Below are 23,260 nucleotides of genomic sequence, written 5' to 3'. Positions count from 1 at the left end.
GGCAAGGGCAGCCGCGACGCGCTCGGCGTGCCGGGTCGCGGCGGCGCGCGGGGCGATCGCCTCCCGCACGTCGTCGGCGAGCTGCTCCGAAGTCGTCACGAGCACAGCCGAGGCCTGCTCGTCGTGCTCGGCCTGGCTGATGAGGTCGACGGCGACCAGGCGCGCGTCGGCGCTGTCGTCGGCGACGACGAGGATCTCGGTGGCGCCGGCCTCGGCATCCGTCCCGACCTGGCCGGCGACGGCCCGCTTGGCCGCCGCCACGAAGTTGTTGCCCGGACCGGTGACGACGTCCACCGGCTCGAGGCCCAGGGAGGCGACGCCGTGAGCAAGCGCGCCGATCGCCCCCGCCCCGCCCATCGCGTACACCTCCGTGACGCCGAGGAGCCGGGCGGCCCCGAGGATCACCGGGTGCACACGGCCGCCGAACTCCCGCTGGGGCGGCGAGGCGAGCGCGATCTCGCGCACCCCGGCGACCTGCGCGGGCACCACGTTCATCACAACGCTGGAGGGGTAGACGGCCTTGCCACCGGGGACGTAGAGACCGACGCGGCGCACCGGCTGCCAGCGCTGGGTGACGCGGGCGCCGGGTCCGAGCTCGGTCACCGTCGGCGCGGGCACCTGTGCGGCAGAGGCTTCGCGCACGCGTGCGATCGCCTCTTCCAGCGCAGAGCGCACCGCGGGGTCGAGCGCCGCGAGGGCCTCGTCGAGGTGGGCGGCCGGCACACGGATGTCGTGGCCCGTCGCTCCGTCGAACTTCTCCGCCTGCTCGCGCAGCGCGTCCTCGCCGCGGGCGGCGACGTCGTCCACGATGCGGGCGGCCGTCGCCAGGGCCTCTTCCCGTGCCGCAGCGGCACGGGGAACGGTCGCGAGCAGTTCGGCGGGCGAGAGCGTGCGCCCGCGCAGGTCGATCGTCCGGAGCATCCGTCTACGGTACCGCGCCGATAGGAGGGGCTTCGCCGGATCGCCCGGCGACGCCGGGCGAAAGCCCGGCGTCGCGTATCGGGATCAGCCGCGCGTGACGCCGGAGACGTCGTGCAGGTAGCCGATGCGACCGTCCTCGTGGCGCACCACGAAGACCTCGCCGCGGTCCTCGATCACGAGCGCCCACGCGGTCGGACCGATGCGGAACACCGGGATGCCGATCTCGTCGACGATGTCGCGCTCCTCGGGAACGAGCGCCCAGAACGCCTGGTGCTGCGGCGCGGTGGCGGCAGCGGGCTCGACCGTCGACGACGGGTTGTCGACGGGTTCGAACGACTCACGTGCGTGGGCGGGCTCGGTCGCGGCGGGCTCGGTCGCCGCAGTCTCCGCGGAGACCGACTCGTCCGCTGCGCCGGCGTCCTGCTCGTCGAGCGGGATCACCGTGGTCGCGGCGTCGTCCGTCGTCGCGCGGGGGGTCTCGTCGAGGTCGTACCCGCGCGGCGCCTCCGCGTCGCCGGCCGACGCGTAGGGCGCTGCAGTCACCTCGGGGGCAGCCTCGGCGGCGTACGCGGCCTCCGCGGCGTAGGCGGAGTCGTCGGCGTACGCGGAGTCGTCGGCGTCGGCTGCGGGCTCCGGGCGGACGTACGCGGGGCGGGGCGCCACTGGCAGCACCGGACGCGCGTTGCGGTGCGCCGGGACCTCGGGGCGCCCTCGGAAGTCCTGCGCGAACGGCGCGATGAACGGCGCCAGGACGGTCAGAACCACGCCGGCGAGCATGAGGAAGAACTCGACCCAGACGACCCAGGTCGCGACGAAGACGCGTCCGCTCGCGAGCTGGATGAAGGAGTTCCAGATGATCGTCAGCCACAGCACGGTGGCCACCGAGAACGCGACCGACGCGAACTGGTCGATGCCGAGCGAGCCGACGCGGCGGATGCCCTGCGGCGAGAGCCGGCGCAGCACGATGAGGAATACCGCCACGGTGGGCACTCCGACGGTCAGCACCCAGTCGATGCCGCTGCTCCAGACCGACGGACCTTCACCCAGATCGCCGTAGATCGGGAAGAACGACACCACGAAAGCGACGAGCCACGTGCCGGCGAGGGCGACCTCGCGGATCGAGAAGGGCCCTACTCCGTACTGCGGCGGCTCTTCGGTCGCGACCGCCTCGTCGATGTTCCCGTCCTGCTTCTCGTCCGTCACGATCGTCCCTTCCGGCGGGCCTGAAGCCCGCGTCGACCCGATATTACCCACGGCGTATGAGACGCCGATGAGACCACGCGCGGGGTCCGCCGCATCCGTTGCCGCCCGCGTGTCACGCATCATCCCAGGCATTGCGGCCCGAGCAGACCCTTCAGTTCGCCATAGAGGTCGGGGGTGATCCGCACCGTATGCGGCACCTCGAAGACCTTCGCCACCGTGCCGCTGTGGAGCTTCAAAGAGACCTCGGTGTCGCCCGCGTGGCGGTTCAGCGTCTGCAGCAGCTCGCCGATGAGGGCCTCGCTCGCTCGGCGCTCCGGCATCATCAGCACCAGCGAGCTGGAGTCGTCCGTCGTGCCCAGATCGGGCGTGAACGCCGACTGCGCGTGCAGGTTCATCCCGTCGTCGCGTCGAGACACGCGTCCTCGCACGACGAGGATCGAGTCGGCCTGCAGCATGTGCTGGAACTCGGTGTAGGTCTTGCCCATGAACATGACCGTGATCTCGCCGTCGAAGTCCTCGACCGTGATCATGCCGTAGGGATTGCCGCTCTGCTTGGCGACGCGGTGCTGCACGCTCGTCACGAGGCCGGCGATCGTCACCTGGTCGCCGTCGCCGACGTCCTCCGAGGCGAGCAGGTCGTGGATGCTGGTCGACGCGTGCTTGGCGAGCGGGATCTCGAGGCCGGCGAGCGGGTGATCCGACACGTAGAGGCCGAGCATCTCGCGTTCGAAGGCGAGCTTGTCCTTCTTGGTCCACTCCGGCCGTACCGGGACCTTCGGCGGCACGACCTCCTCGACCGCGTCGTAGAGACTGTCGAAGTCGAACCCGATGGCTCCCTGAGCCTCGTTGCGCTTGCGATCGACCGCTGCCTCGGTGGCGTCCTCGTGGACCTCCAGGAGCGCTCGACGGGTGTCGCCCATCGAGTCGAACGCGCCGGCCTTGATCAGGGACTCGATGGTCCGCTTGTTCGCCACGTGCATCGGGACCTGGACCAGGAAGTCGTGGAACGACGTGAACTTCGCGTCCTTGCGTGCCGCCACGATCCCGTCGACGACGTTGGCGCCCACGTTGCGGACGGCACCCAGCCCGAACCGGATGTCTTCGCCGACGGCGGCGAAGTACCGGATCGACTCCCCCACGTCGGGCGGCAGCACCTTGATGCCCATGCGGCGGCACTCGTTGAGGTAGACCGCCATCTTGTCCTTCGAGTCCCCGACGCTGGTGAGCAGTGCCGCCATGTACTCGGCCGGATAGTGGGCCTTCAGGTATGCGGTCCAGTACGAGACGAGGCCGTACGCCGCCGAGTGCGCCTTGTTGAACGCGTAGTCGGAGAACGGCAGAAGGATGTCCCACAGCGCCTTGATGGCGTCATCGCCGAACCCGCGCTCCTTCATGCCGCCCGAGAAGCCCTCGTACTGCTTGTCGAGCTCGGACTTCTTCTTCTTGCCCATCGCGCGTCGGAGGATGTCGGCCTGTCCGAGCGAGAACCCGGCGACCTTCTGCGCGATCGCCATGACCTGCTCCTGATAGATGATCAGGCCGTAGCTGATGTCGAGGATGTCCCGGAGCGGCTCTTCGAGCTCGGGGTGGATCGGCGTGACCTCCTGCTGCCCGTTCTTGCGCAGCGCGTAGTTGATGTGCGAGTTCGCGCCCATCGGCCCCGGGCGGTACAGCGCGATGACGGCCGAGACGTCCTCGAAGTTGTCGGGCTTCATCAGGCGCAGGAGCGACCGCATCGGGCCGCCGTCGAGCTGGAAAACGCCGAGGGTGTCGCCGCGCGTGAGCAGGTCGTAGGCGGGGCGGTCGTCGAGTTCGAGGTGCTCGAGGTCGAGCTCCTCGCCCCGGTTCATGCGGATGTTGTCGAGGGCGTCCGAGATGATCGTGAGGTTGCGCAGCCCCAGGAAGTCCATCTTGATGAGACCGAGCGTCTCGCACGACGGATAGTCGAACTGCGTGACGATCTGGCCGTCCTGCTCGCGGCGCATGATCGGGATGATGTCGAGCAGCGGCTCGCTCGACATGATGACGCCCGCGGCGTGCACGCCCCACTGACGCTTGAGGCCCTCCAGCCCCAGCGCGCGATCGAACACCGTCTTCGCGTCGGGGTCGGTGTCGATGAGCGCGCGGAACTCGCTGGCCTCTTTGAACCGGGGATGCTGCGAGTCGAACATTCCGCTCAGGGGCATGTCCTTGCCCATGACGGCCGGCGGCATGGCCTTGGTGAGCCGCTCGCCCATGCTGAACGGGAAGCCGAGCACGCGCCCCGCGTCTTTCAGCGCCTGCTTCGATTTGATCGTGCCGTAGGTGACGATCTGCGCGACGCGCTCGGAACCGTACTTCTCCGTGACGTAGTCGATGACCTCGCCGCGGCGGCGGTCGTCGAAGTCGACGTCGAAGTCGGGCATCGAGACGCGGTCGGGGTTGAGGAATCGCTCGAAGATGAGGCCGTGCTCGAGCGGATCGAGGTCGGTGATGCGCATCGCGTAGGCCACCATGGAGCCGGCGCCCGAGCCGCGGCCGGGGCCGACGCGGATGCCGTTGTTCTTGGCCCAGTTGATGAAGTCGGCGACGACGAGGAAGTAGCCGGGGAACCCCATCTGGAGGATGATCCCGGTCTCGTACTCTGCCTGCTTTCGCACCCGGTCGGGGATGCCGCCGGGGTAGCGGTAGTGCAGGCCCGCCTCGACCTCTTTGACGAGCCAGCTGTCCTCGGTCTCGCCGTCGGGGACCGGGAAGCGCGGCATGTAGTTCGCGCTCGTGTTGAACTCCACCTCGCACCGCTCGGCGATGAGCAGGGTGTTGTCGCAGGCCTCGGGGTGGTCGCGGAAGATCTGCCGCATCTCCTGCGCGGTCTTGATGTAGTAGCCGTCCCCGTCGAACTTGAACCGGTTCGGGTCGTCGAGCGTGGAACCGGACTGCACGCAGAGGAGCGCCGCGTGCGCGTCGGCCTCGTGCTGGTGCGTGTAGTGGGAGTCGTTGGTCGCAACGAGCGGGATGTTCAGGTCCTTGGACAGACGGATCAGGTCGGTCATGACGCGGCGCTCGATCGAGAGCCCGTGGTCCATGATCTCGGCGAAGTAGTTCTCCTTGCCGAAGATGTCCTGGAACTCCGCGGCCGCCGCGCGGGCGGCGTCGTACTGACCCAGGCGGAGGCGCGTCTGCACTTCCCCGGACGGGCACCCCGTCGTCGCGATGAGCCCCTTGCCATAGGTCTCGAGCAGCTCGCGGTCCATGCGGGGCTTGAAGTAGTAGCCCTCCATGCTCGAGAGCGAGCTCAGCCGGAAGAGGTTGTGCATCCCCTCCGTGGTCTGGCTCCACATCGTCATGTGCGTGTAGGCGCCGGAGCCCGAGACGTCATCGCTCTTCTGCTCGGGCGAGCCCCACGCGACGCGGGATTTGTCGCTGCGATGCGTGCCGGGGGTGACGTACGCCTCGAGCCCGATGATCGGATTGACGCCCGCGGCTTTGGCCGCGTTGTAGAACTCGAACGCCGCGAAGGTGTTGCCGTGGTCGGTGACCGCGATCGCCGGCATGCCGTACTCGGCCGCGGCCTGCGTCATGGCGCCGATCTTGGCGGCACCGTCCAGCATCGAGTACTCGCTGTGCACGTGCAGATGAACGAAGGAGTCGGATGCCACGGATCGAGTCTAGGTTCGGCCGCCGACACCGGCCGCGGGCGATCGCGTGAGTCGCGGACTCACGCGGCGAGGTCGATTCACCCTCGAGTCGAAGGTGAAGGTCTGGCGAACTGCGCCTGCTCACCCTCACGTGGAGAGTGAAGGTCGAAGCGCTTTCAGAAGTCCTCGTCGAGCGCGTACTGCTGCTGCCAGGAGTGAGGCCGATCGATGCCGAGGCCGTACAGGAAGCGGATCAGCTGACCGTGATGCTGGGTCTCGTGCTCGAGCAGCGCGAGGGCGTAGGTGAGAGCAGCCTCGTCCTCGGCGTCGAGGCCCGCGATCCACTCGTCGACATCGGACGCCGTCTGGACGAAGGCGGAGCGCAGGGCCGCGGCATCCGTCGTCTGCTCCACCGAGACGGGACTCGTGAACCCCTGCCACTCCCCCGCCTGGGTCGCGCGAGGATAGCTCTCGCGCGCGCCGAGCACGCACCACAGCTGATGGCCGACGGTGTCGGACGGCACGGCGAGCCGTGATCCGAGCTGCTCGGCGGTGAGCGCGTCCACGAGGTCGACGTACAGGGTGGTGGACCGCGTGAAGCGGCGTCGCAGAAGGTCGTTCACGCGTCCACGCTAGAGCTCGAGCCGCATGAGCACACGGGGGAATCCGGAGAGAACCGACGTCGTGTCGGCCGCCTTGACGAAGCCCGCCTGCTCGAAAAGGCGCTGCGTGCCGACGTAGGCCATCGTGAGATCCACCCTGGCATCGCCGTTGTCGACCGGGTACCCCTCGATCGCGGGGGCTCCGCTGGTGCGCGCGAAGTCCACCGCACCGTCGACCAGAGCGTGCATCACCCCCTGCTTGCGATGACCCGGCCGAACGCGGAAACACCACAGCGACCACACATCGAGGTCGTCGACATGGGGGATCTTGCGGAAGGTGGCGAAATGCGTCCGGGTGCGAGGCGCCACCGCCGCCCAGCCGACGGGCTCGTCGCCGTCGTACGCCAGCACCCCGATCGGTCCCTCCTCGTCCATGAGCCGGCGCACACGCTCGGCCCGCTCGGGTCCGCGCAGGGCGGTCGCCTCCTTCGCGGGGATGCGATAGCTCAGGCAGAAGCACACGTTGGACGCCGGATTCTTCGGCCCCACCAGAGCGGCGACGTCTTCGAACACCGTGGCCGGCCGCACCTCGATCGTCATGCGACCACTGTGCCCCCGGCATCCGACATCGTCCACCGTTCCCGCCGCCTCCGCGCGCGTCGCTCTAGGGTGATGTCATGCCGACGCCCGACTTCGTCCTCGACCTGCGCCGATTCGTCGGCACCCGGCCGCTGCCGCTCGTCGGCGTGACTGCCGTCGTCCTGCGCGGCGACCACGTGCTGCTCGGCCGCCGCAGCGACAACGGCGCCCTCACGCCGGTCACCGGCATCGTCGATCCGGGAGAGGAGCCGGCTGACGCGGCGGTGCGCGAGACGCTCGAGGAGGCGGGTGTGACCTGCCGCGCCGAGCGCCTCGCATGGGTGCATCAGATCCCGCGGGTCACGTACGAGAACGGCGACCAGAGCGACTACCTCGACCTGACCTTCCGGTGCGCCTTCGTGTCGGGAGACCCCTACCCGGCGGACGGGGAGATGAGCGAGGTCGGCTGGTACGACCTCGCTGCGCTGCCCGCCCTGCAGCTCTCGGACGATATGCGCGGACGCATCCAGGCCGCCCTGCGCGACGAGGGCGTCGCCCGTTTCGAGGGCGGTCGCTGATCGATGTGAGCCCTCGTAGCCCCGTGACGACGGGCGGCGTCGGGCTCAGTCGCCGCGCAGGATCGCGAGCGCGTGGGCGAGATCGGCCGGGTACGCCGACGTGAAGGTGACCCACTCCCCCGTGCTCGGGTGGGTGAACGAGAGCTCATGCGCGTGCAGCCACTGGCGCGTGAGGCCGAGCCGGGCCGACAGCGTCGGATCGGCGCCGTACAGGGGATCCCCGACACAGGGATGCCGGTGCGCGGCCATGTGCACGCGGATCTGGTGCGTGCGGCCGGTCTCGAGGTGGATCTCGAGCAGCGAGGCGCCCGGGAAGGCCTCGAGCGTCTCGTAGTGCGTGACGGAGTCCTTGCCGTCGGGCGTCACGGCGAACTTCCACGAGTGCGACGGATGCCGCCCGATGGGCGCGTCGATCGTGCCGGCGAGGGGGTCGGGGTGGCCCTGCACGACCGCGTGGTAGATCTTCTCGACCTCGCGCTCCTTGAACGCGCGCTTGAGCGCGACGTACGCGCTCTCGGTCTTGGCGACCACCATGAGACCGCTCGTGCCGACGTCGAGGCGGTGGACCACGCCCTGGCGCTCCGCTGCGCCGGTCGTCGCGATGCGGTAGCCGCCGGCGGCGAGGGCGCCGAGCACGGTCGGCCCCTCCCATCCGAGCGACGGGTGGGCGGCGACCCCGCTGGGCTTGTCGACCACCACGATGTCGTCGTCGTCGTAGACGATGCCGAGGTCGGGCACCTCGACGGGGATGACGCGCGGCTCCTCCTTGGGCGCCCACGACACGTCCAGCCACGCGCCGCCGCGCAGCTTGTCGGACTTCGCGAGCGTCCGCCCGTCCATCGACACGCCCCCGGCATCGGCTACGTCGGCCGCGAAGGTGCGCGAGAACCCGAGCATCTTCGCGAGCGCCGCGTCGACGCGCGTGCCGTCGAGCCCGTCGGGCACGGGAAGGCTCCGCGACTCCACGTCAGATCTCGGCGTCGCGCCCAGGGCGGCGGTGCTCGGGCTCGGCCTCGTACTCCTCCGCCTCGCGCTCGGCCTCCGCCTCGACCTCGAGCTGCTCGCTCTCGCTCAGCGGCGGGAGCCCGCGCTCGTCGGCGGGGACGCCGGCATCGGCATCCGCCACCGGGAACTCGCTCCCGAAGCCTGCCACCGCGCCGCCCGGCGCGAACTGATCGCCCTCGGCACCCAGCAGGGTCTCGGTTTCCTCTTCGTCATTGCGGCCGCGGTCGCGCGATCCGTCCATGTGCACCCCCACGAGTACCAGCAGTGCGATCGCGATCATGTCGCACACGATGAAGATGTCGGCGATGTTGTAGATCGCCGGCGACATGCCGGGGAAGAACCACATCCACGGCGTGTTGATGAAGTCGACGACATGTCCGACCGCGAACCCGGGGTCGCGGAAGAGCCGGTCGGTCAGATTGCCCAGTACGCCGCCGAGAAGGAGTCCGAGCGCGACGGCCCACAGCCGGGAACGCACCCGTGTCGCGGCGAGCCAGGCGATGACGCCGGCCACGACGGCCAGCGCGATGGTGAAGATCCACGTGACCTCAGCGCCGAGCGAGAACGCGGCACCCGGATTGCGTGTCAGGTAGAAGCTCAGGAAGTCGCCGAGGACCTCGACGGGCTCCTGGTACGGCAGGTTCTCGAGAGCGAGATACTTCGCCAACTGGTCGGCGGCCAGCACCAGCACCGCGAGACTCGCGATGATGATGCCGGCCGCCGCCTGACGAAGGGGAGGTCGACGCGTCAAGGCCTAGAGGCCCAGCGCCGAGACCGGCTGTGCGCCGGACGTCGTCGCCGAGGTCTCGAGGTCGCGCAGTTTGCCCTCGATGTAGCTGCGCAGCTGAGCGCGGTAGTCGCGCTCGAAGTTGCGCAGCTCGGTGATGCGGCCCTCGAGCGTGGTGCGCTCGCGGTCGAGCTTCGCGAGCTCCTCGCGGCCGCGGGTCTCGGCCTCGGACACGATGGAGGCCGCCTGCGACTTGGCGTCGGAGATGAGCTGGTCGCGCTGCGCGATGCCCTCGGCGACGTGCTCGTCGTGCAGGCGCTGGGCCAGCTCGATGATGCCTGCGCTCGCCGCGGGGGCGGCACCGGTGACCGGGGCGGCCTCGGCGACCGGCGCGGGAGCGGGCTCGGCGGCACGTGCGGGAGCGGCACCCGACTCGTACGCCGCCAGCTTGGCCTTCAGCTCCTCGTTCTCGGTGAGAGCCTTGCGCCACTCCACGACGATCTCGTCGAGGAAATCGTCCACCTCGTCGGGGTCGAAGCCCTCCTTGAAGCGGACGTGCTGGAACTGCTTGGTGACGACGTCATCGGGGGACAATGCCATGGTGATTCCTCTTTCGAGCGTCTGGTCGCTGGCCGATGTCGGGGCGGCCGCCGGCTGGCGGCCGTTCGTATCAGCAAAGCATAGTCATCGGTTCTGAGAGTGTCGAAGGCGACGCCCGGGTCGCGGCGCGTCGCCGGTTCAGCCGGCGAGCGTGCGCGTGATGCTGAGCAGGATGAAGCATCCCAGCATCGTCAGCGCGAACCCGAAGTCGATCGCGATGGCGCCCACCCGCAGCGGCGGGATGAAGCGCCGGAACAGCTTGATGGGCGGATCGGTGACGGTGTAGATGAGCTCCGCAACGACGAGCCCGGCGCCGCGCGGACGCCATTCGCGGTTGAAGAACGGGATCCAGTCGAGGATCAGCCGCGAGAGCAACACGAAGACATAGAGCAGCAGCGCGAGGTTGAGGATCGCTGCGATGAGTTGAACGACGGCCACGTAGCCAGACTACGGCTGAGTGAAGGGGACCGACTCCGGATCGGCCTGCGCGACGGCTCCATCGCCCGATACGGCGACGTTCTCGGGCGAGAGCAGGAAGACCTTGCTCGTGACGCGCTCGATGCGTCCGTACAGGCCCAGCGACAGGCCGCTGGCGAAGTCGATCAGGCGGCGCGCGTCGGCATCGCTCATCTGCGAGAGGTTGATGATGACGGGGATGCCGTCACGGAAGTTCTCGGCGATGACCTGGGCGTCGCGGTACTGCTTGGGGTGCACCGTGAGGATCTCGTTGATCGTCGCCGGCGCCGGCTGACGGACGACCGCGGGCCGGTGGATGGGGGTCACGGGTGCGGCCGGCTTATCGACGACTTGCTCCGACTTGCGAGCACGCGGCTGGGGCGCCGGCTCTTCGTAGACCTCTTCCTCGTCGGCGAGTCCGAGGTACACCATGGTCTTCTTGAGCGGGTTCGACATCTGATCCTCCGTAGTGCTCATCTGTTCCGAGGTTAACCGGGTTCTGGTCTGGGGCCCGTGATTGCCGAACCGATCCGAAGGTGTGTCGCGCCGGCCGCGATCGCTTCGGGGAAGTCCGCGGTCATGCCGGCCGAGATCCAGTCGGCGTCGGGCACGACGGCGCGCACGACGCCCGCGAGGGCGTTCAGGCGCGCGAACGCCGGCGCCGGCGGCTCGTCGAGCGGCGCGACCGCCATCACGCCGCGCACCCGCAGCGAGGGCAGCGCTGCCGCGTGTGCGGCGAGGGCCTCGAGCTCCGCAGGCGCCACGCCGCCGCGACCGGGGTCGGCGGTGAGGTTGACCTGCAGCAGCACGTCGAGCGCCGGTTCACCGGGCTCGGCCGCCGCATCCAGCGCGTCGGCGAGGCGGGCGCGATCGAGCGAGTGGACGACGGATGCCGCGGCCCGGATCGCGCGCGCCTTGTTGGTCTGCGCCTGCCCGATGAAATGCCACCGCAGGCCCGCGAGCTCGCCGGTCTCCACGACCTTCCGGCTGAACTCCTGCTGCCGGTTCTCCCCCACATTGCGCACGCCGAGCTCGTAGAGCTCCTGCACGAGCGATGCGGGGTGGAACTTCGTCACGACGATGCGGGTGAGCTCCGAAGGATCGCGGCCCGCCGCGCGTGCGGCATCCGCGATCCGCTCATCGATCGCCGCGAGGCGTGAACGTAGATCTCCCACGGTTTCCGGTCTTGTCGAAGGGCGGTCCGCGAGCGTGCCGATGGGCTTACTTGAGGAAGTCGGGGATGTCGAGGTCGTCGTCGCCGAAGGCCGTGTCGTACGAGGACTCGGTGACGGCGCCGACCGACACGGGCACGACCGACTGCTCGACGACGTCGCGGTCCTTCGCCGCCTCGTCGGCGGGCGTCGCCGGCACGGCGGGCGTCGAGACGATGCGCGAGGCCGTGATCGGCTCGATGCGCGTCTGAGGCTCGCCGCCGTCGAAGCCTGCCGCGATGACCGTGACGCGCACCTCGTCGCCGAGGGTGTCGTCGATCACCGTTCCGAAGATGATGTTGGCCTCGGGGTGCGCGGCCTCCTTGACGAGCTGGGCCGCGTCGTTGATCTCGAAGATGCCGAGGTTCGACCCGCCCTGGATCGACAGCAGCACGCCGTGCGCACCCTCGATCGACGCTTCGAGCAGCGGCGACTCGACGGCGAGCTCGGCGGCCTTGATGGCGCGATCGGCCCCCCTCGCCGAGCCGATGCCCATGAGGGCGGATCCGGCCCCTTGCATGACCGACTTGACGTCGGCGAAGTCGAGGTTGATGAGACCCGGCGTCGTGATGAGGTCGGTGATGCCCTGCACACCGGCGAGGAGCACCTGGTCGGCGGTCGCGAACGCCTCGATCATCGAGATGCCGCGGTCGCTGATCTCGAGGAGGCGGTCGTTCGGCACCACGATCAGGGTGTCGACTTCTTCCTTGAGCTTCGCGACGCCGGTCTCGGCCTGCTGCTGACGACGGCGGCCTTCGAACGAGAACGGCTTGGTCACGACACCGATGGTGAGGGCGCCGATCGACTTGGCGATCTTCGCGACCACCGGGGCACCACCCGTGCCGGTGCCGCCGCCCTCGCCGGCCGTGACGAAGACCATGTCGGCGCCGCGCAGCGCCTCCTCGATCTCTTCGGCATGGTCTTCGGCGGCGCGCCGACCCACCTCGGGGTCGGCACCTGCGCCGAGCCCTCGGGTCAGTTCGCGCCCCACGTCGAGCTTGACGTCGGCGTCGCTCATCAGCAGCGCCTGGGCGTCGGTGTTGATGGCGATGAACTCGACGCCCCGCAGCCCGAGCTCGATCATGCGGTTGACCGCGTTGACGCCGCCGCCGCCGACGCCGACGACCTTGATCACGGCGAGGTAGTTCTGGTTCTGGCTCATGCCGGCCTCCGTAGCCCTGGACCTTCTAAACCTTCAACCTCTAGTAGAGGTATAAAGAATTGCCCGGTATGCAATTCCTTGACTCGAAAGTAAGCGGATGCCGCGCCAGCGTGCGGACCGAGACGGCGTGTCGCGGCATCCGGTGCCGGAAGCCGTGGCGGAAGGCCTGCGGTCAGCGGATGACGATCGCGTCGGGCGAGGACACGTCGTAGCTGAGGACGTCCGCGGGCGGACGCGCCGCCATGGCGGTCGCCAGCACCATCGCCTTCCTGGCGGACTGGTCCGCGCTCCCCCACACCACCTGCGCGTTCGACCCGCCGAGCGTGAGTGTGACATCGTCGGGCGTCGAGGCGGCCACCTCGGTCACCTGGGCCCGGATGTCTTCGGGCAGCGACCGCATCACCTGGCCGGCGGCCGCGAAGGCATCGGAATCGACGCCGCCGGTGATCGTGAGCAGCGGCGTCCCCGGGCTGGGTGTGCCGGTGGTCGACAGGGCCACGCCCGCCGCGTCTACGAGCGTGTAGCCGGCGCGGGTCTCGATGAGGCCGATCGGCGTGCGCTCCACGATGCGCACCACCAGCTCGTGCGGCGGCCGGGCCTCGAGCGCGTAGGTCTCTATGAGCGGGAAGGCGACGAGCTCCGCCTTGACCGCACTCTCGTCGATCAGGGGCAGCGGGGTGCCGAGCTGTCCCGCCAGCGCATCCGAGACGGCATCCGCCGAGACCTGCTGCGCACCCACCACCGAGATCTTCTCCACGCCGAACAGCGGGCTGTACGCGGCGCCGAGCGTGCCCAGCGCGAGCAGGAGGACGGATGCCGCAGCTCCGAGCCAGATCGCCCGCCGCCGTCGCTGCCGCACGGTGAAGCGGCGGATCTCGGCGCGCAGCGCCTTGCGCCGGGCCCGCGACGCCTTCCAGACCTCGCGGAAACCGACGTCGCCGGCATCCGTCCCGGCGCTTACGGTCTCCGCAGCGGAGGCGGGCGCGGGAGGATCCGTGGGAAGCGCGAGCGGGATGACCGGCGCCGTGGTGTCGTCGTTCTCCGTCAGCGGCGCTTCGACGGACTCGGCGGGTTCCGTGACGACCGACGTCGCCGTGCCTCGCCGCGGCGCGCGGTGCGACGGCGCGGCAGCATCCGCCGTGCCGCGCGAGGCGACCGGCGACTGCGGCAACGGCGACGGACGGCGCATGGGTCCTACTCCGTCGTGCTCGTGGGCTCGTGACTCGTCGTGCCGCTGCCCGGGCGGGCGAGCGACTCGAGGACCTGCGGGATGATGAGGTTCACGTTGCCGCAGCCGAGCGTGATGACGTAGTCGCCGTCGCGGGCGACCGACGCCGTATAGTCGGCGGCCTCCTGCCAGTCGGGCACGAAGTGCACGTGGGACGGGTCGGCGAAGGCGTCGCTCACGAGCTCGCCGGTGACTCCCGGAACGGGATCCTCGCGGGCGCCGTACACGTCGAGCATGACCGTGTGGTCGGCGTAGCGCTCGAGCACGTCGGCGAACTCCTGGTACATGTCCTTCGTGCGGGAGTATGTGTGGGGCTGCTGGATCGCGATGATGCGCCCGTCGCCGACGACGGTGCGGGCGGCCGCCAGGGCCGCCGCGACCTCGGTCGGGTGGTGGGCGTAGTCGTCGAAGACGCTCACTCCGCGCTCGACCCCGTGCAGCTCGAAGCGCCGCACGGTGCCCGCGAAGCCTTCGACGGCGCGCACCGCCGGCTCGAGCTCGTGGCCGAGCGTCAGGAGCACGGCCACGGCTCCCGCGGCGTTGATCGCGTTGTGCGCGCCGGGGATCGGCAGCTGCGCGTCCACGGAGGCCCCGCCGTGGCTGATGCGGAAGGCGACCGGGCCTTCGGTGACGATGTCGCTCACCCGTACCGTCGCATCCTCGGCCTCGCCGAAGGTGACGACGTGCGGATGGGTGAGCTGCGCGGCCACGAGTCGGGCACCGGCGTCATCGGACGAGATCACGACCGCCTCGCGCGCCTCGTTCGCGAACCGGGCGAACGCCGCATAGAACGCGTCGCGAGTGCCCCAGTGATCGAGGTGGTCGGGGTCCACGTTCGTGATGAGGGCGATCGACGTGTCGTAGAGCAGGAACGTGCCGTCGGACTCGTCGGCCTCGATGACGAAGAGGTCGTCGCGGCCGCTGCCGCTCGAGACGCCGAGCTGCGCGATCACCCCGCCGTTGACGAACGTGGGGTCGACATCCAGGTCGCGCAGCGCCGTCACGATCATGCCCGTCGACGTCGTCTTGCCGTGCGCACCGGCGACCGACACGAGCCGGCGCCCGCCGATGAGCCAGTACAGCGCCTGCGAACGGTGGATCACGTGCAGGCCGCGCTCCTTGGCCAGCACGAACTCGGGGTTCTCGGGCCAGATCGCACCGGTGTGCACGACCGTGTCGACATCGTCGGCGAGGTTCGATGCGTCGTGGCCGACGTAGACCGTCGCCCCGAGCTCGGCGAGTTCGCGGAGCCCCTTGCTGTCGGCGCGATCGGACCCGGACACGCGGATGCCGCGCTCCAGGAACATGCGGGCGAGCCCCGACATGCCGGATCCGCCGATTCCGATGAAGTGGGCGGCGGCGATGTCGTCGGGGATGGGAAGACTGAGATCGGGTCTGATCATGGCCCGTCAATCCTAAGTTGGGCGGCGGTGACCGCGGCCCCGGCGCGCTGGACCATCCTCAGCCCTGGCATCTTTTGTGTTGACACATTGATACAGAACGCGTACAAAGAAGGTGTGAACATCGATCCAGAGCTCGCACGCACCCTCAACGGAGCGTTCCTCCTCGTGATGCTGATGCTGTGCATCGGACTCGTCGTCGCGATGTCGTCGAAGACGTCCGCCTACGCGCGCGCGGACCGATTCTCCATGCGCGTGCGTCTTCCGTACGGAAGCACGACGACGCGGGACTCGGTTGCTCGGCGTAGTCGCGTCAGCAGCCTCACGACCGCCGTCACGATGCTGGCGACGACCGTGATCCTCTCGCCGCTGCTGCTCACTCCGGTTGCCGCCAACCCGGCGTTTCCGATCATCGTCGTCATCCCGTTGCTCGTGGCGACCGGGTTCGCCTCGGCCGTCGTCAACGTCCGGGAGCGATTGTTCCGGCCCGCACCGGACGCACTGCGAGTCGCCCGCGCCCGTGCGCTCAGCGCGGTCGACTATCTCGATCGCTTCAGGCTCGTGCTCCCCTGGGTCCTCGCCGCCGCCGCGGTGCTCGCGTTCACAGCGCTCGCCCTGCAATGGGTCCGCCAGCCCTCCCGCGTCGACGACGCGTTCGCTGCCGCTGCGCTCTTCGCCCTGGTCGTCACCGTCGTCGTGTTCGTCGCGTTGCCTCCTGTGGAGCGACTCGTGCTGGCGCAGCCGCAGCCCGCCACGGACACACTCGAACTCGCATGGGACGACGCCTTCCGCACCACGGCGCTCAGCGCGCTTCGACTTTCGGCGGCGCTGTCCGCCTGGTTGTCGTGCGCACTTGCGCTGGGTGCCCTGTGGCTGGGGGCAGACGGACTGTTCAGCACGTTCGCGAGTCAGGTGCCCACGTGGGGGCTCATCGCCCTCACATTCATCTACCCGAGCACTGGTCGGCGCCTCCGCGCCGACCTCTATCCGGAGTGGCTGCGCCGCCCCGCCGCTGTGGGAGGTCCCGCATGATCGTCATCGACCCGTCCTCCCCCGTCCCGCCGTTCGAGCAGCTGCGATCCGGCCTCGTCGACGCCGTGGCTTCGGGCGAGCTCGGTCCTGGGGAGCGACTGCCCACCGTGCGCCGCCTCGCCGAGGATCTGGGCGTCGCGCCCGGCACAGTCGCGCGCGCGTACCGCGAGCTCGAGGCATCCGGCATGATCGAGACCCGTGGCCGCAACGGCACGTTCGTCGCCTTCGACGCCGACCCTGCGCGGCAGCAGCTTCAGCGCGCCGCCGCCGCATTCGCCGCACAGGTGCGCGACCTCCGCCTCGACGCCGACGAGGCGCTCGCGATCGTCACCGCCGCGCTGCGCGGCGGAGAGGCGTCACCCGCGTCCTGAAGCCCGCAGCGCGTCGTCGATCATCGCGACGACGTTCTCGGTTCCGGTGCGCGTGCCGACGGATGCCGCAGCCGCCGCCATCGCCGTGCGCCGGGCGTCGTCGGCCAGGAGCGGGACGACCTCGGAGCGCACGCGATCGCCCGTGAAGTCGGCATCCGAGATCAGCAGAGCCGCGCCGGCGCGGACGGCGGACGAGGCGTTCAGAGCCTGCTCGCCGTTGCCGACGGCGTACGGCACGTAGACCGTCGGGATGCCGAGCGCGCTGATCTCGCTGACGGTCGCGGCGCCGGAGCGGGACACGATGAGGTCTGCGAGCGCGAACGCGAGGTCCATGCGGTCGACGTAACGGCGCAGCGCGTAGCCGGCGACCCCGGGATCGACCAGCTCGGACCGCTCCCCCGTGATGTGCAGCAGCTGCCAGCCGGCGTCGAGCACGTCGCGCCACGCGGCGCGGTGCCCCTCGCCGAAGGCGGCGTTCAGGCGCTGCGCGCCGAGCGATCCGCCGAACACCAGGAGCACCGGCTTCGCGGGATCGAGACCGAAGTGCGCGGCCGCCTCGGCGCGGAGTGCATCGCGGTCGAGGGTGACGATCTCGCGGCGCAGCGGCATCCCGACGACCGTCGACCGTTTCAGCGGGGTGCCTTCGAAGGCGACGCCGACACCCGCGGCCCGACGGGCGCCCAGGACGTTCGCCAGGCCGGGGCGCGCGTTCGCCTCGTGGACGACGAACGGCACGCGCTCACGGCGGGCTGCCACGTAGGCGGGGGCTGAGGCGTAGCCGCCGAAGCCGACGACGACATCGACGTGGCGCCCGGAGATGTGGGCACGCACCTGTGCGATCGCGCGCGGGAAGCGCGCCGGGAAGGCGGCGGCGGCCTTGTCGGGGCGGCGCGGGAACGGGACCTTGTCGACGAACAGCAGCTCGTAGCCGCGCTCGGGCACGAGCCGGGCCTCGAGCCCCTCTCGAGTGCCGAGCACGAGCACCACGGCCTCCGGATCGCGGGCGCGCAGCGCATCGGCGACCGCCAGGAGCGGGTTGACATGTCCGGCGGTGCCGCCGCCGGCCAGGAGGTACGTCGTCACTCCCCGAGCCTACCCGGCCGACCTCCATCGGGTTTGGGGCGCACGGCGGACGTTCGGGGCGCACGCCGTGCGCCCCGAACGCTCGCGCCGCGCCCCAAACCCGGGAACCGCAGAACAGCTGACGGCGCGGAACGGGACGCTTCGGCTCAGCCCCGCTCAGCCCCGGCTCAGCGGACGGCGCGCAGCTTCGCCCGCTCGCGCGCCGCGCGGGCGGAGGCGATCGCCGCTTCACGACGGGCGATGGATGCCGGGAGCGAGCGCGCGAACGCCAGCAGCACGCCGGAGGCGATCAGGACCGACAGCAGCGACGTGCCGCCCTGCGACATGAACGGCAGCGGCACGCCGAGCACCGGGAAGACGCGCAGCACGACGCCGACGTTGATGAGCGCCTGTCCGACGATCCACACCGTGATGCCACCGGCGGCGATCCGTACGAAGGCGTCGTCGGTCTTGCGGATGACGTGGAAGGCGCCGACCGCGAAGAGGGCGAAGAGACTGAGCACGACCGCGCACCCGATGAGCCCGAGCTCTTCGCCGACGATGGCGAAGATGTAGTCGTTCGCCGCGGCGGGGAGCCAGTCGTACTTCTCGCGCGAGTTTCCGAGCCCCAGCCCGAAGATGCCTCCGCTCGCGAGGCCCCAGATGCCGTGCAGCGGCTGGTAGCAGTCGTTGAAGTAGTCGTCGAGACAGTTCGGGTTGAGGAAGCTCATGAACCGCCGCATGCGGTCGGGGCTGGTGACGGCGAGGTACGCCACCGCCGCCGCCGCGCCGATCGCGGGGAGGACGAAGATGCGCAGCTTCACGCCCGAGAAGAACAGGGCGCCGAGCACGATGAGGACGAGGATCATCGCCGTGCCGAGGTCGTCGCCGGCGAGGACTGTCGCGATCGCCAGCCCTGCCACCGGGACGAGCGGGATGAACACGTGCTGCCACTTCGTCAGCAGCGACCGCTTGCGGAACAGCACGTAGGCGACCCAGAGCGCGAGCCCCAGCTTGAGGAACTCCGACGGCTGCGCCTGGAAGCCGGCGATCGTGATCCAGTTGCGGTTGCCGTCGGCACCGTGGCCGAGGGGCGTGAACACCAGCAGCTGGAACGCGACGCCGAAGATGAGCGCCGGCCAGGCCATCTTCTTCCAGAACGCGACGGGCAGACGGCTCGCGATGAACATCAGCGGGATGCCGATCACGGCGAAGACGACCTGCTTGATCACCATCTCCCACGGCGCCTCGCCGGCCGCAGTGGCGGTGGCGGACGTCGCCGACAGCACCATGACGAGCCCGAAGACCGTGAGCAGGAGCGCCGTCGAGGCGATGAGCAGGAACTCGCTCGGCACGGGCGCGAACACCCGGCCCAGCGACACGCGCGCGGCGAGTCCGCGGCGGGCCGGTGGTTCAGGCGGAGTCGGGGTCTGCCGGGCCCGCGGCGGTTGTGTCGTGGTCACCCGGGTCCCCCGTTCCGATCCGCTCCCTCACCGCTGCGGCGAATCGCCGCCCGCGGTCCGCGTACGACGCGAACTGGTCGAAGGATGCCGCAGCGGGAGCGAGCAGAACCACGTCCCCGTCACGCGCCACCCCTGCCGCCAGTTCGACGACCTGCGCCATGACCCCTTCAGTCTCATCGGCCTCGACCTCGAACACCGGCACCGCCGGGGCGTGTCGCTCGAACGCGGCGACGACGGCCGCGCGGTCGACGCCGATCACGATGGCGGCTTTGGCGCCCGCACCGCGGCCCGAGACGAGCTCGGAGATGTCGACGCCCTTGAGCAGTCCGCCGACCACCCACACGGCGCCCGGGTATGCCGCGAGCGATGAGGCGGCCGCGTGCGGGTTGGTGGCCTTCGAGTCGTCGACCCAGGTGACGCCGGCGTGCCGCGCGACGACCTCGATCCGGTGCGGGTCCAGGCGGAAGCCCCGTAGCGCCTCGCGGATCGCGGCGGGCGCAACATCCAGCGACCGCGCCAGTGCGGCGGCGGCCAGGATGTTGGAGACGATGTGCGGCGCCGCGAGGCCGAGCGAGGCGAGCTCGTCCACCGTGGTGAGCTCCAGCGCGCTGGTGCGCCGGTCCTCCAGGAACGCGCGGTCGACGACGATGCCCTCGACGACTCCGAGGTCGCTGGGCCCCGGTGTCCCCAGGTCGAACCCGATGGCGCGCGCGCCCTCGATGACCTCGGCGTCCTCGACCATGCGCTGGGTGGCGGCATCCGCCTTGTTGTAGACGCACGCGACGCGGGTGCTGTCGTACACGTGCGCCTTCGCGGCCCGGTACTCCTCGAACGAGCCGTGCCACTCGAGGTGGTCGTCGGCGAGGTTGAGGCAGACCGCGGCCCACGGCGAGACCGGGTCCGGCGAGTCCTGCAGCCCCAGGTACCAGAGCTGGTGGCTCGACAGCTCCACGACCAGGGCGTCGAACCCCGAAGGATCGCGCACGGCGTCGAGCACGGGCGTGCCGATGTTGCCGACGGGCGCCGCCCTCAGGCCGCCCGCGACGAGCATCGTCGCCGCGAGGCGCGTGGTCGTGGTCTTGCCGTTGGTGCCGGTGACGAGGATCCAGTCGGCCGGCGTGCCGTCGGCCCGCACCACCTTGTCGCGCACGCGCCAGGCGAGCTCGACATCCCCCCACAGCGCGATGTCGTTCTCACGCGCCCAGGAGACGAGCGGATGCCGCGGCGCGAAGCCCGGCGACGCCACGACGACCTCGGGCGCGAACTCGGCGAGCTCAGCGGGCACGGCGTCGAGGCTCCCGGTCCAGAGCCGCGCGCCGATGACCGGCAGCAGGCGCGCGTACTCCTCGTCGGCCTTCTCCGTCACCACGAGCACCTCTGCGCCCAGCTCCGCCAGCGTGTCGGCGACCGAGAAGCCGGTGACCGACAGTCCGAGCACGGCGACCCGCAGGCCCTTCCAGTCTGCGTTCCAGCTGGTGAGGGTGGACAGGCGTTCCGAGGTCATGTGCGAGAGAGCCATTCGACGTAGAAGAATCCGACACCCGAGACGGCGAGGAGGCCGGCGATGATCCACATGCGCACCACGATCGTGACCTCGGACCAGCCGCGCAGCTCGAGGTGGTGGTGGAACGGGCTCATCAGGAACAGCCGTTTGCCGCGGGTGATCTTGAAGTAGAGGCGCTGGAGGATGACCGAGCCGGGGCCGATGATGAAGACGCCGGCGACGAGCACGGCGAGCAGCTCGGTGCGGGTGAGGATCGCCATCGCGGCGATGACGCCGCCGATGGCCATGGATCCGACGTCGCCCATGAAGACCTTGGCCTTCGGGGCGTTCCACCAGAGGAATCCGACCAGCGCGCCGACGAACGAGGCCGAGATGATCGCGAGGTCGAACGGGTCGCGGGTCGGATAGCACGCGGCCTTGGCCGCCGCGGAGAGACCCTCACCGCCCCAGCACGCCTGGTTGAACTGCCAGAACGCGATCAGGCTGTAGGCGCCGATCACGAAGATGCCGGCGCCGGCGGCCATGCCGTCGAGCCCGTCGGTCACATTGGTGCTGTTCGAGAACGCCACGCCGATGAACGTCACCCACGCGAGGTAGAGGATCCACCCGATGATGAGGCCGAGCGTCATGAAGCCGAGCACCGGCACGTCTCGGAACACCGAGATGTACGGCGAGGCCGGGGTCTGGTCGAACTGGTTCGGGAAGTTGAGCGCGACGACGCCGAAGGGCACCGTGACCGCGACCTGACCGGCGACCTTGCGCCAGCCGCTCAGGCCCATGAACTTCTGCTGGCGCACCTTCATGTAGTCGTCGATGAAGCCGACGGCCCCGAGGCCGACCATCATCCAGATCACGAGCAGGCCGGAGATCGTCGGAGGGTTGTTTCCGACGTAGCAGCCGATGAGGTAGCCCACGATCGTGCCGACGATGAAGATCGTGCCGCCCATCGTGGGCGTGCCGCGCTTCGTCTGGTGATTGGGGTTGCGGATGTCTTCAGGCGTGCGGATGACCTGACCCCATCCCCACTTGCGGAAGAGCCGCAGGAAGACGGGGGTGAGGAAGAGCGTGAATGCCAGCGAGATCGCCGCCGCGGTAAGGAGAGATCTCACGAGAACGATTCTCCCAGACGATCACCGAGGAACCGGAGCCCGGCCGAGTTCGACGACTTCACCAGCACGCGGTCGCCGTCGCGCAGCTCGCCCTGCAGGTAGGCGAACGCCTCGTCGGCGGTCGAGAAGAAGACGGCCTCGTTGTCCCACGAGCCCTGCGCGACGGCCTCGAGGTACATGCGGCGCGCGGCGTCGCCGACGATCACGATGCGCTGGATGCCGAGCCGCACCGCAAGCAGGCCGATCCGGTCGTGCTCCTCCTCGGCGTACTCGCCCAGCTCGCTCATCGCGCCGAGCACGACGACGGTGCGCTCGCCGGGAGCGGTGATCTGCGCGAGGGTGCGCAGCGCAGCCGACATCGAGTCGGGGCTGGCGTTGTAGGCGTCGTTGATGATGCGGACGCGGTCCGATCCGAGCGGCTGCATGCGCCAGCGCTCGGCGATCTCGACAGTCTCCAGCCGCGTGACCGCGTCGGTGAGTGACACCCCGAGGGTCGTGGCGGCGGCGAGGGCGGCGAGGGCGTTCATGACGTGGTGCTCGCCCAGCACCCGCAGGCGCACCGGCAGCGAGGCGCCGTCGGCGGTCACCGTGAAGGTTGTTCCGGATGCCGTCACCACGACGTCGTCGGCGCGCACGTCGGCGGCAGCGGCGCCGCGGCCGAACCAGCGCACCGACGCGCCCTGCTCGGCGGCGATCGGCGCCATCGCGGCGACGCGGGCGTCGTCGGCGTTGAGCACCGCCACTCCCCCGGCGCTCAGCGCTCGCACGAGCTCGGACTTGGCGTGGAAGGTGGCCTCGATGCCGCCGAAGCCGCCGGCGTGCGCCATGCCGACCATGAGGACCACGCCGACATCGGGGTCGACCAGACCCGCGAGGCGCGCGATCTCGCCGGGGGCGCTCGCGCCGAACTCGCTCACGAGGAACTTCGTGGTCTCGGTGACGCGCAGCATCGTGAGCGGCGCACCGACCTCGTTGTTGAACGACGCCTTCGGTGAGACGGTCTCGCCTTCGCCCTCGAGGATGCGGGCGAGCAGGTTCTTCGTGGTGGTCTTGCCGTTCGAGCCCGTGATGCCGACCACCCGCAGCGCGCCGGCATCCCGCACGCGCGAGACGACCTCGCGTGCGAGGTCCGCGAGGGCGGCGACGACGTCGGGCACGACGATCTGGCTGACGCCGGCCTCGACCCGGCGCTCGACGATCGCGAGCGCCGCGCCGTTGCCGACGGCGGCGTCGACGAACAGGTGGCCGTCCGTCTCCTCGCCGGGCTTCGCGACGAACACGCCGCCCGGACCGATCAGTCGGGAATCGGTGTCGACGGCGCCTTCGATCAGCGTGTCGGGCGTGTCGCCGTCGGCGAGGTGCGTCTCGCCCGAGACGGCGTGGGCGATCTGGGCGATGGTGAGCGCGATCATCAGGGAACTCTCCGTCGG

22 protein-coding genes are annotated in these 23,260 nt (G+C 70.1%); 3 read left to right on the top strand and 19 right to left on the bottom strand.

Going from position 1 to position 23,260, the window contains the following annotated elements:
* The 5 genes from hisD to ACI3KX_RS06660 form a co-directional block, all read right to left on the bottom strand.
* Positions 1 to 921: histidinol dehydrogenase (gene hisD / locus ACI3KX_RS06680; RefSeq protein ID WP_404908912.1), on the bottom strand; the 921-nt coding region annotated here is incomplete at its 3' end.
* An 84-nt stretch (positions 922 to 1,005) separates the two neighbouring features.
* Entirely contained in the window at positions 1,006 to 2,124 is a 1,119-nt protein-coding gene (locus tag ACI3KX_RS06675) for a hypothetical protein (RefSeq protein WP_404908909.1), read from the bottom strand.
* A gap of 119 nt (positions 2,125 to 2,243) precedes the next feature.
* Positions 2,244 to 5,714 (bottom strand): DNA polymerase III subunit alpha, encoded by a 3,471-nt coding sequence (gene dnaE, locus ACI3KX_RS06670; RefSeq protein ID WP_404908918.1) that lies wholly within the window; start codon positions 5,712 to 5,714, stop codon positions 2,244 to 2,246.
* A 203-nt stretch (positions 5,715 to 5,917) separates the two neighbouring features.
* Positions 5,918 to 6,364 (bottom strand): hypothetical protein, encoded by a 447-nt coding sequence (locus tag ACI3KX_RS06665; RefSeq protein ID WP_404908907.1) that lies wholly within the window; start codon positions 6,362 to 6,364, stop codon positions 5,918 to 5,920.
* A gap of 9 nt (positions 6,365 to 6,373) precedes the next feature.
* Positions 6,374 to 6,943: a GNAT family N-acetyltransferase gene (locus ACI3KX_RS06660; protein WP_404908904.1), complete on the bottom strand. Its 570-nt coding sequence runs from the start codon at positions 6,941 to 6,943 to the stop codon at positions 6,374 to 6,376.
* Between the two features lie 77 nt (positions 6,944 to 7,020).
* On the opposite strand from ACI3KX_RS06660, the gene ACI3KX_RS06655 reads away from it, so the two are divergent.
* On the top strand, positions 7,021 to 7,500 hold the full coding sequence (locus ACI3KX_RS06655) for an NUDIX domain-containing protein (RefSeq protein ID WP_349427733.1): 480 nt from the start codon (positions 7,021 to 7,023) through the stop codon (positions 7,498 to 7,500).
* A gap of 45 nt (positions 7,501 to 7,545) precedes the next feature.
* On the opposite strand, the gene ACI3KX_RS06650 is transcribed toward ACI3KX_RS06655, so the two are convergent.
* The 9 genes from ACI3KX_RS06650 to murC all read right to left on the bottom strand — a co-directional run bounded on the left by ACI3KX_RS06650 (position 7,546) and on the right by murC (position 15,292).
* Positions 7,546 to 8,466, bottom strand: a complete 921-nt coding sequence (locus ACI3KX_RS06650) for an RluA family pseudouridine synthase (protein ID WP_404908901.1) — start codon at positions 8,464 to 8,466, stop codon at positions 7,546 to 7,548.
* Between the two features lies 1 nt (position 8,467).
* The gene (gene lspA / locus ACI3KX_RS06645; protein ID WP_363357540.1) at positions 8,468 to 9,256 is read right to left on the bottom strand and encodes a signal peptidase II; all 789 of its coding nucleotides are present in this window, start codon (positions 9,254 to 9,256) and stop codon (positions 8,468 to 8,470) included.
* Between the two features lie 3 nt (positions 9,257 to 9,259).
* A complete protein-coding gene (locus ACI3KX_RS06640) occupies positions 9,260 to 9,832 on the bottom strand; it encodes a DivIVA domain-containing protein (RefSeq protein ID WP_349427735.1) in 573 nt (190 codons plus the stop codon).
* Between the two features lie 138 nt (positions 9,833 to 9,970).
* A complete protein-coding gene (locus tag ACI3KX_RS06635; protein ID WP_308867539.1) occupies positions 9,971 to 10,270 on the bottom strand; it encodes a YggT family protein in 300 nt (99 codons plus the stop codon).
* A 9-nt stretch (positions 10,271 to 10,279) separates the two neighbouring features.
* A complete protein-coding gene (locus ACI3KX_RS06630) occupies positions 10,280 to 10,744 on the bottom strand; it encodes a cell division protein SepF (RefSeq protein WP_308867697.1) in 465 nt (154 codons plus the stop codon).
* 32 nt (positions 10,745 to 10,776) lie between these two features.
* Positions 10,777 to 11,463, bottom strand: coding sequence for a YggS family pyridoxal phosphate-dependent enzyme (locus ACI3KX_RS06625; protein WP_404908896.1), 687 nt, complete (start codon positions 11,461 to 11,463; stop codon positions 10,777 to 10,779).
* Positions 11,464 to 11,509: 46 nt separating this feature from the next.
* On the bottom strand, positions 11,510 to 12,661 hold the full coding sequence (gene ftsZ, locus ACI3KX_RS06620; RefSeq protein WP_363357542.1) for a cell division protein FtsZ: 1,152 nt from the start codon (positions 12,659 to 12,661) through the stop codon (positions 11,510 to 11,512).
* A gap of 172 nt (positions 12,662 to 12,833) precedes the next feature.
* Positions 12,834 to 13,850 (bottom strand): FtsQ-type POTRA domain-containing protein, encoded by a 1,017-nt coding sequence (locus ACI3KX_RS06615; protein WP_404908892.1) that lies wholly within the window; start codon positions 13,848 to 13,850, stop codon positions 12,834 to 12,836.
* Positions 13,851 to 13,855: 5 nt separating this feature from the next.
* Entirely contained in the window at positions 13,856 to 15,292 is a 1,437-nt protein-coding gene (murC, locus tag ACI3KX_RS06610) for a UDP-N-acetylmuramate--L-alanine ligase (protein ID WP_363357544.1), read from the bottom strand.
* Between the two features lie 114 nt (positions 15,293 to 15,406).
* On the opposite strand from murC, the gene ACI3KX_RS06605 reads away from it, so the two are divergent.
* A complete protein-coding gene (locus tag ACI3KX_RS06605; protein WP_404908889.1) occupies positions 15,407 to 16,321 on the top strand; it encodes a hypothetical protein in 915 nt (304 codons plus the stop codon).
* Complete coding sequence (locus ACI3KX_RS06600; RefSeq protein WP_349427740.1) at positions 16,318 to 16,692, top strand: GntR family transcriptional regulator; 375 nt, start codon at positions 16,318 to 16,320, stop codon at positions 16,690 to 16,692. Before ACI3KX_RS06605 ends, ACI3KX_RS06600 begins: the two co-directional genes overlap by 4 nt.
* Here ACI3KX_RS06600 and ACI3KX_RS06595 read toward each other — a convergent pair.
* From ACI3KX_RS06595 to murF, 5 genes are all read right to left on the bottom strand, one after another.
* On the bottom strand, positions 16,678 to 17,775 hold the full coding sequence (locus ACI3KX_RS06595) for a UDP-N-acetylglucosamine--N-acetylmuramyl-(pentapeptide) pyrophosphoryl-undecaprenol N-acetylglucosamine transferase (protein ID WP_404908885.1): 1,098 nt from the start codon (positions 17,773 to 17,775) through the stop codon (positions 16,678 to 16,680). The genes ACI3KX_RS06600 and ACI3KX_RS06595 overlap by 15 nt on opposite strands.
* Positions 17,776 to 17,942: 167 nt before the next feature.
* Positions 17,943 to 19,217 (bottom strand): putative lipid II flippase FtsW, encoded by a 1,275-nt coding sequence (ftsW, locus tag ACI3KX_RS06590; RefSeq protein WP_404908882.1) that lies wholly within the window; start codon positions 19,215 to 19,217, stop codon positions 17,943 to 17,945.
* A complete protein-coding gene (gene murD / locus ACI3KX_RS06585; RefSeq protein WP_404908879.1) occupies positions 19,168 to 20,721 on the bottom strand; it encodes a UDP-N-acetylmuramoyl-L-alanine--D-glutamate ligase in 1,554 nt (517 codons plus the stop codon). Before murD ends, ftsW begins: the two co-directional genes overlap by 50 nt.
* Positions 20,718 to 21,830: a phospho-N-acetylmuramoyl-pentapeptide-transferase gene (mraY, locus tag ACI3KX_RS06580; RefSeq protein ID WP_363357549.1), complete on the bottom strand. Its 1,113-nt coding sequence runs from the start codon at positions 21,828 to 21,830 to the stop codon at positions 20,718 to 20,720. The genes murD and mraY overlap by 4 nt, the downstream gene beginning before the upstream one ends.
* On the bottom strand, positions 21,827 to 23,242 hold the full coding sequence (gene murF, locus ACI3KX_RS06575) for a UDP-N-acetylmuramoyl-tripeptide--D-alanyl-D-alanine ligase (RefSeq protein ID WP_404908876.1): 1,416 nt from the start codon (positions 23,240 to 23,242) through the stop codon (positions 21,827 to 21,829). Before murF ends, mraY begins: the two co-directional genes overlap by 4 nt.
* Positions 23,243 to 23,260: the final 18 nt, after the last annotated feature.

Origin of the sequence: Microbacterium sp. ZW CA_36, from assembly GCF_044987475.1 — a bacterium.
GTDB lineage: Bacteria > Actinomycetota > Actinomycetes > Actinomycetales > Microbacteriaceae > Microbacterium.
Note: the sequence above shows the minus strand (reverse complement) of the source record. Positions and strands in the feature narration are given on the sequence as shown.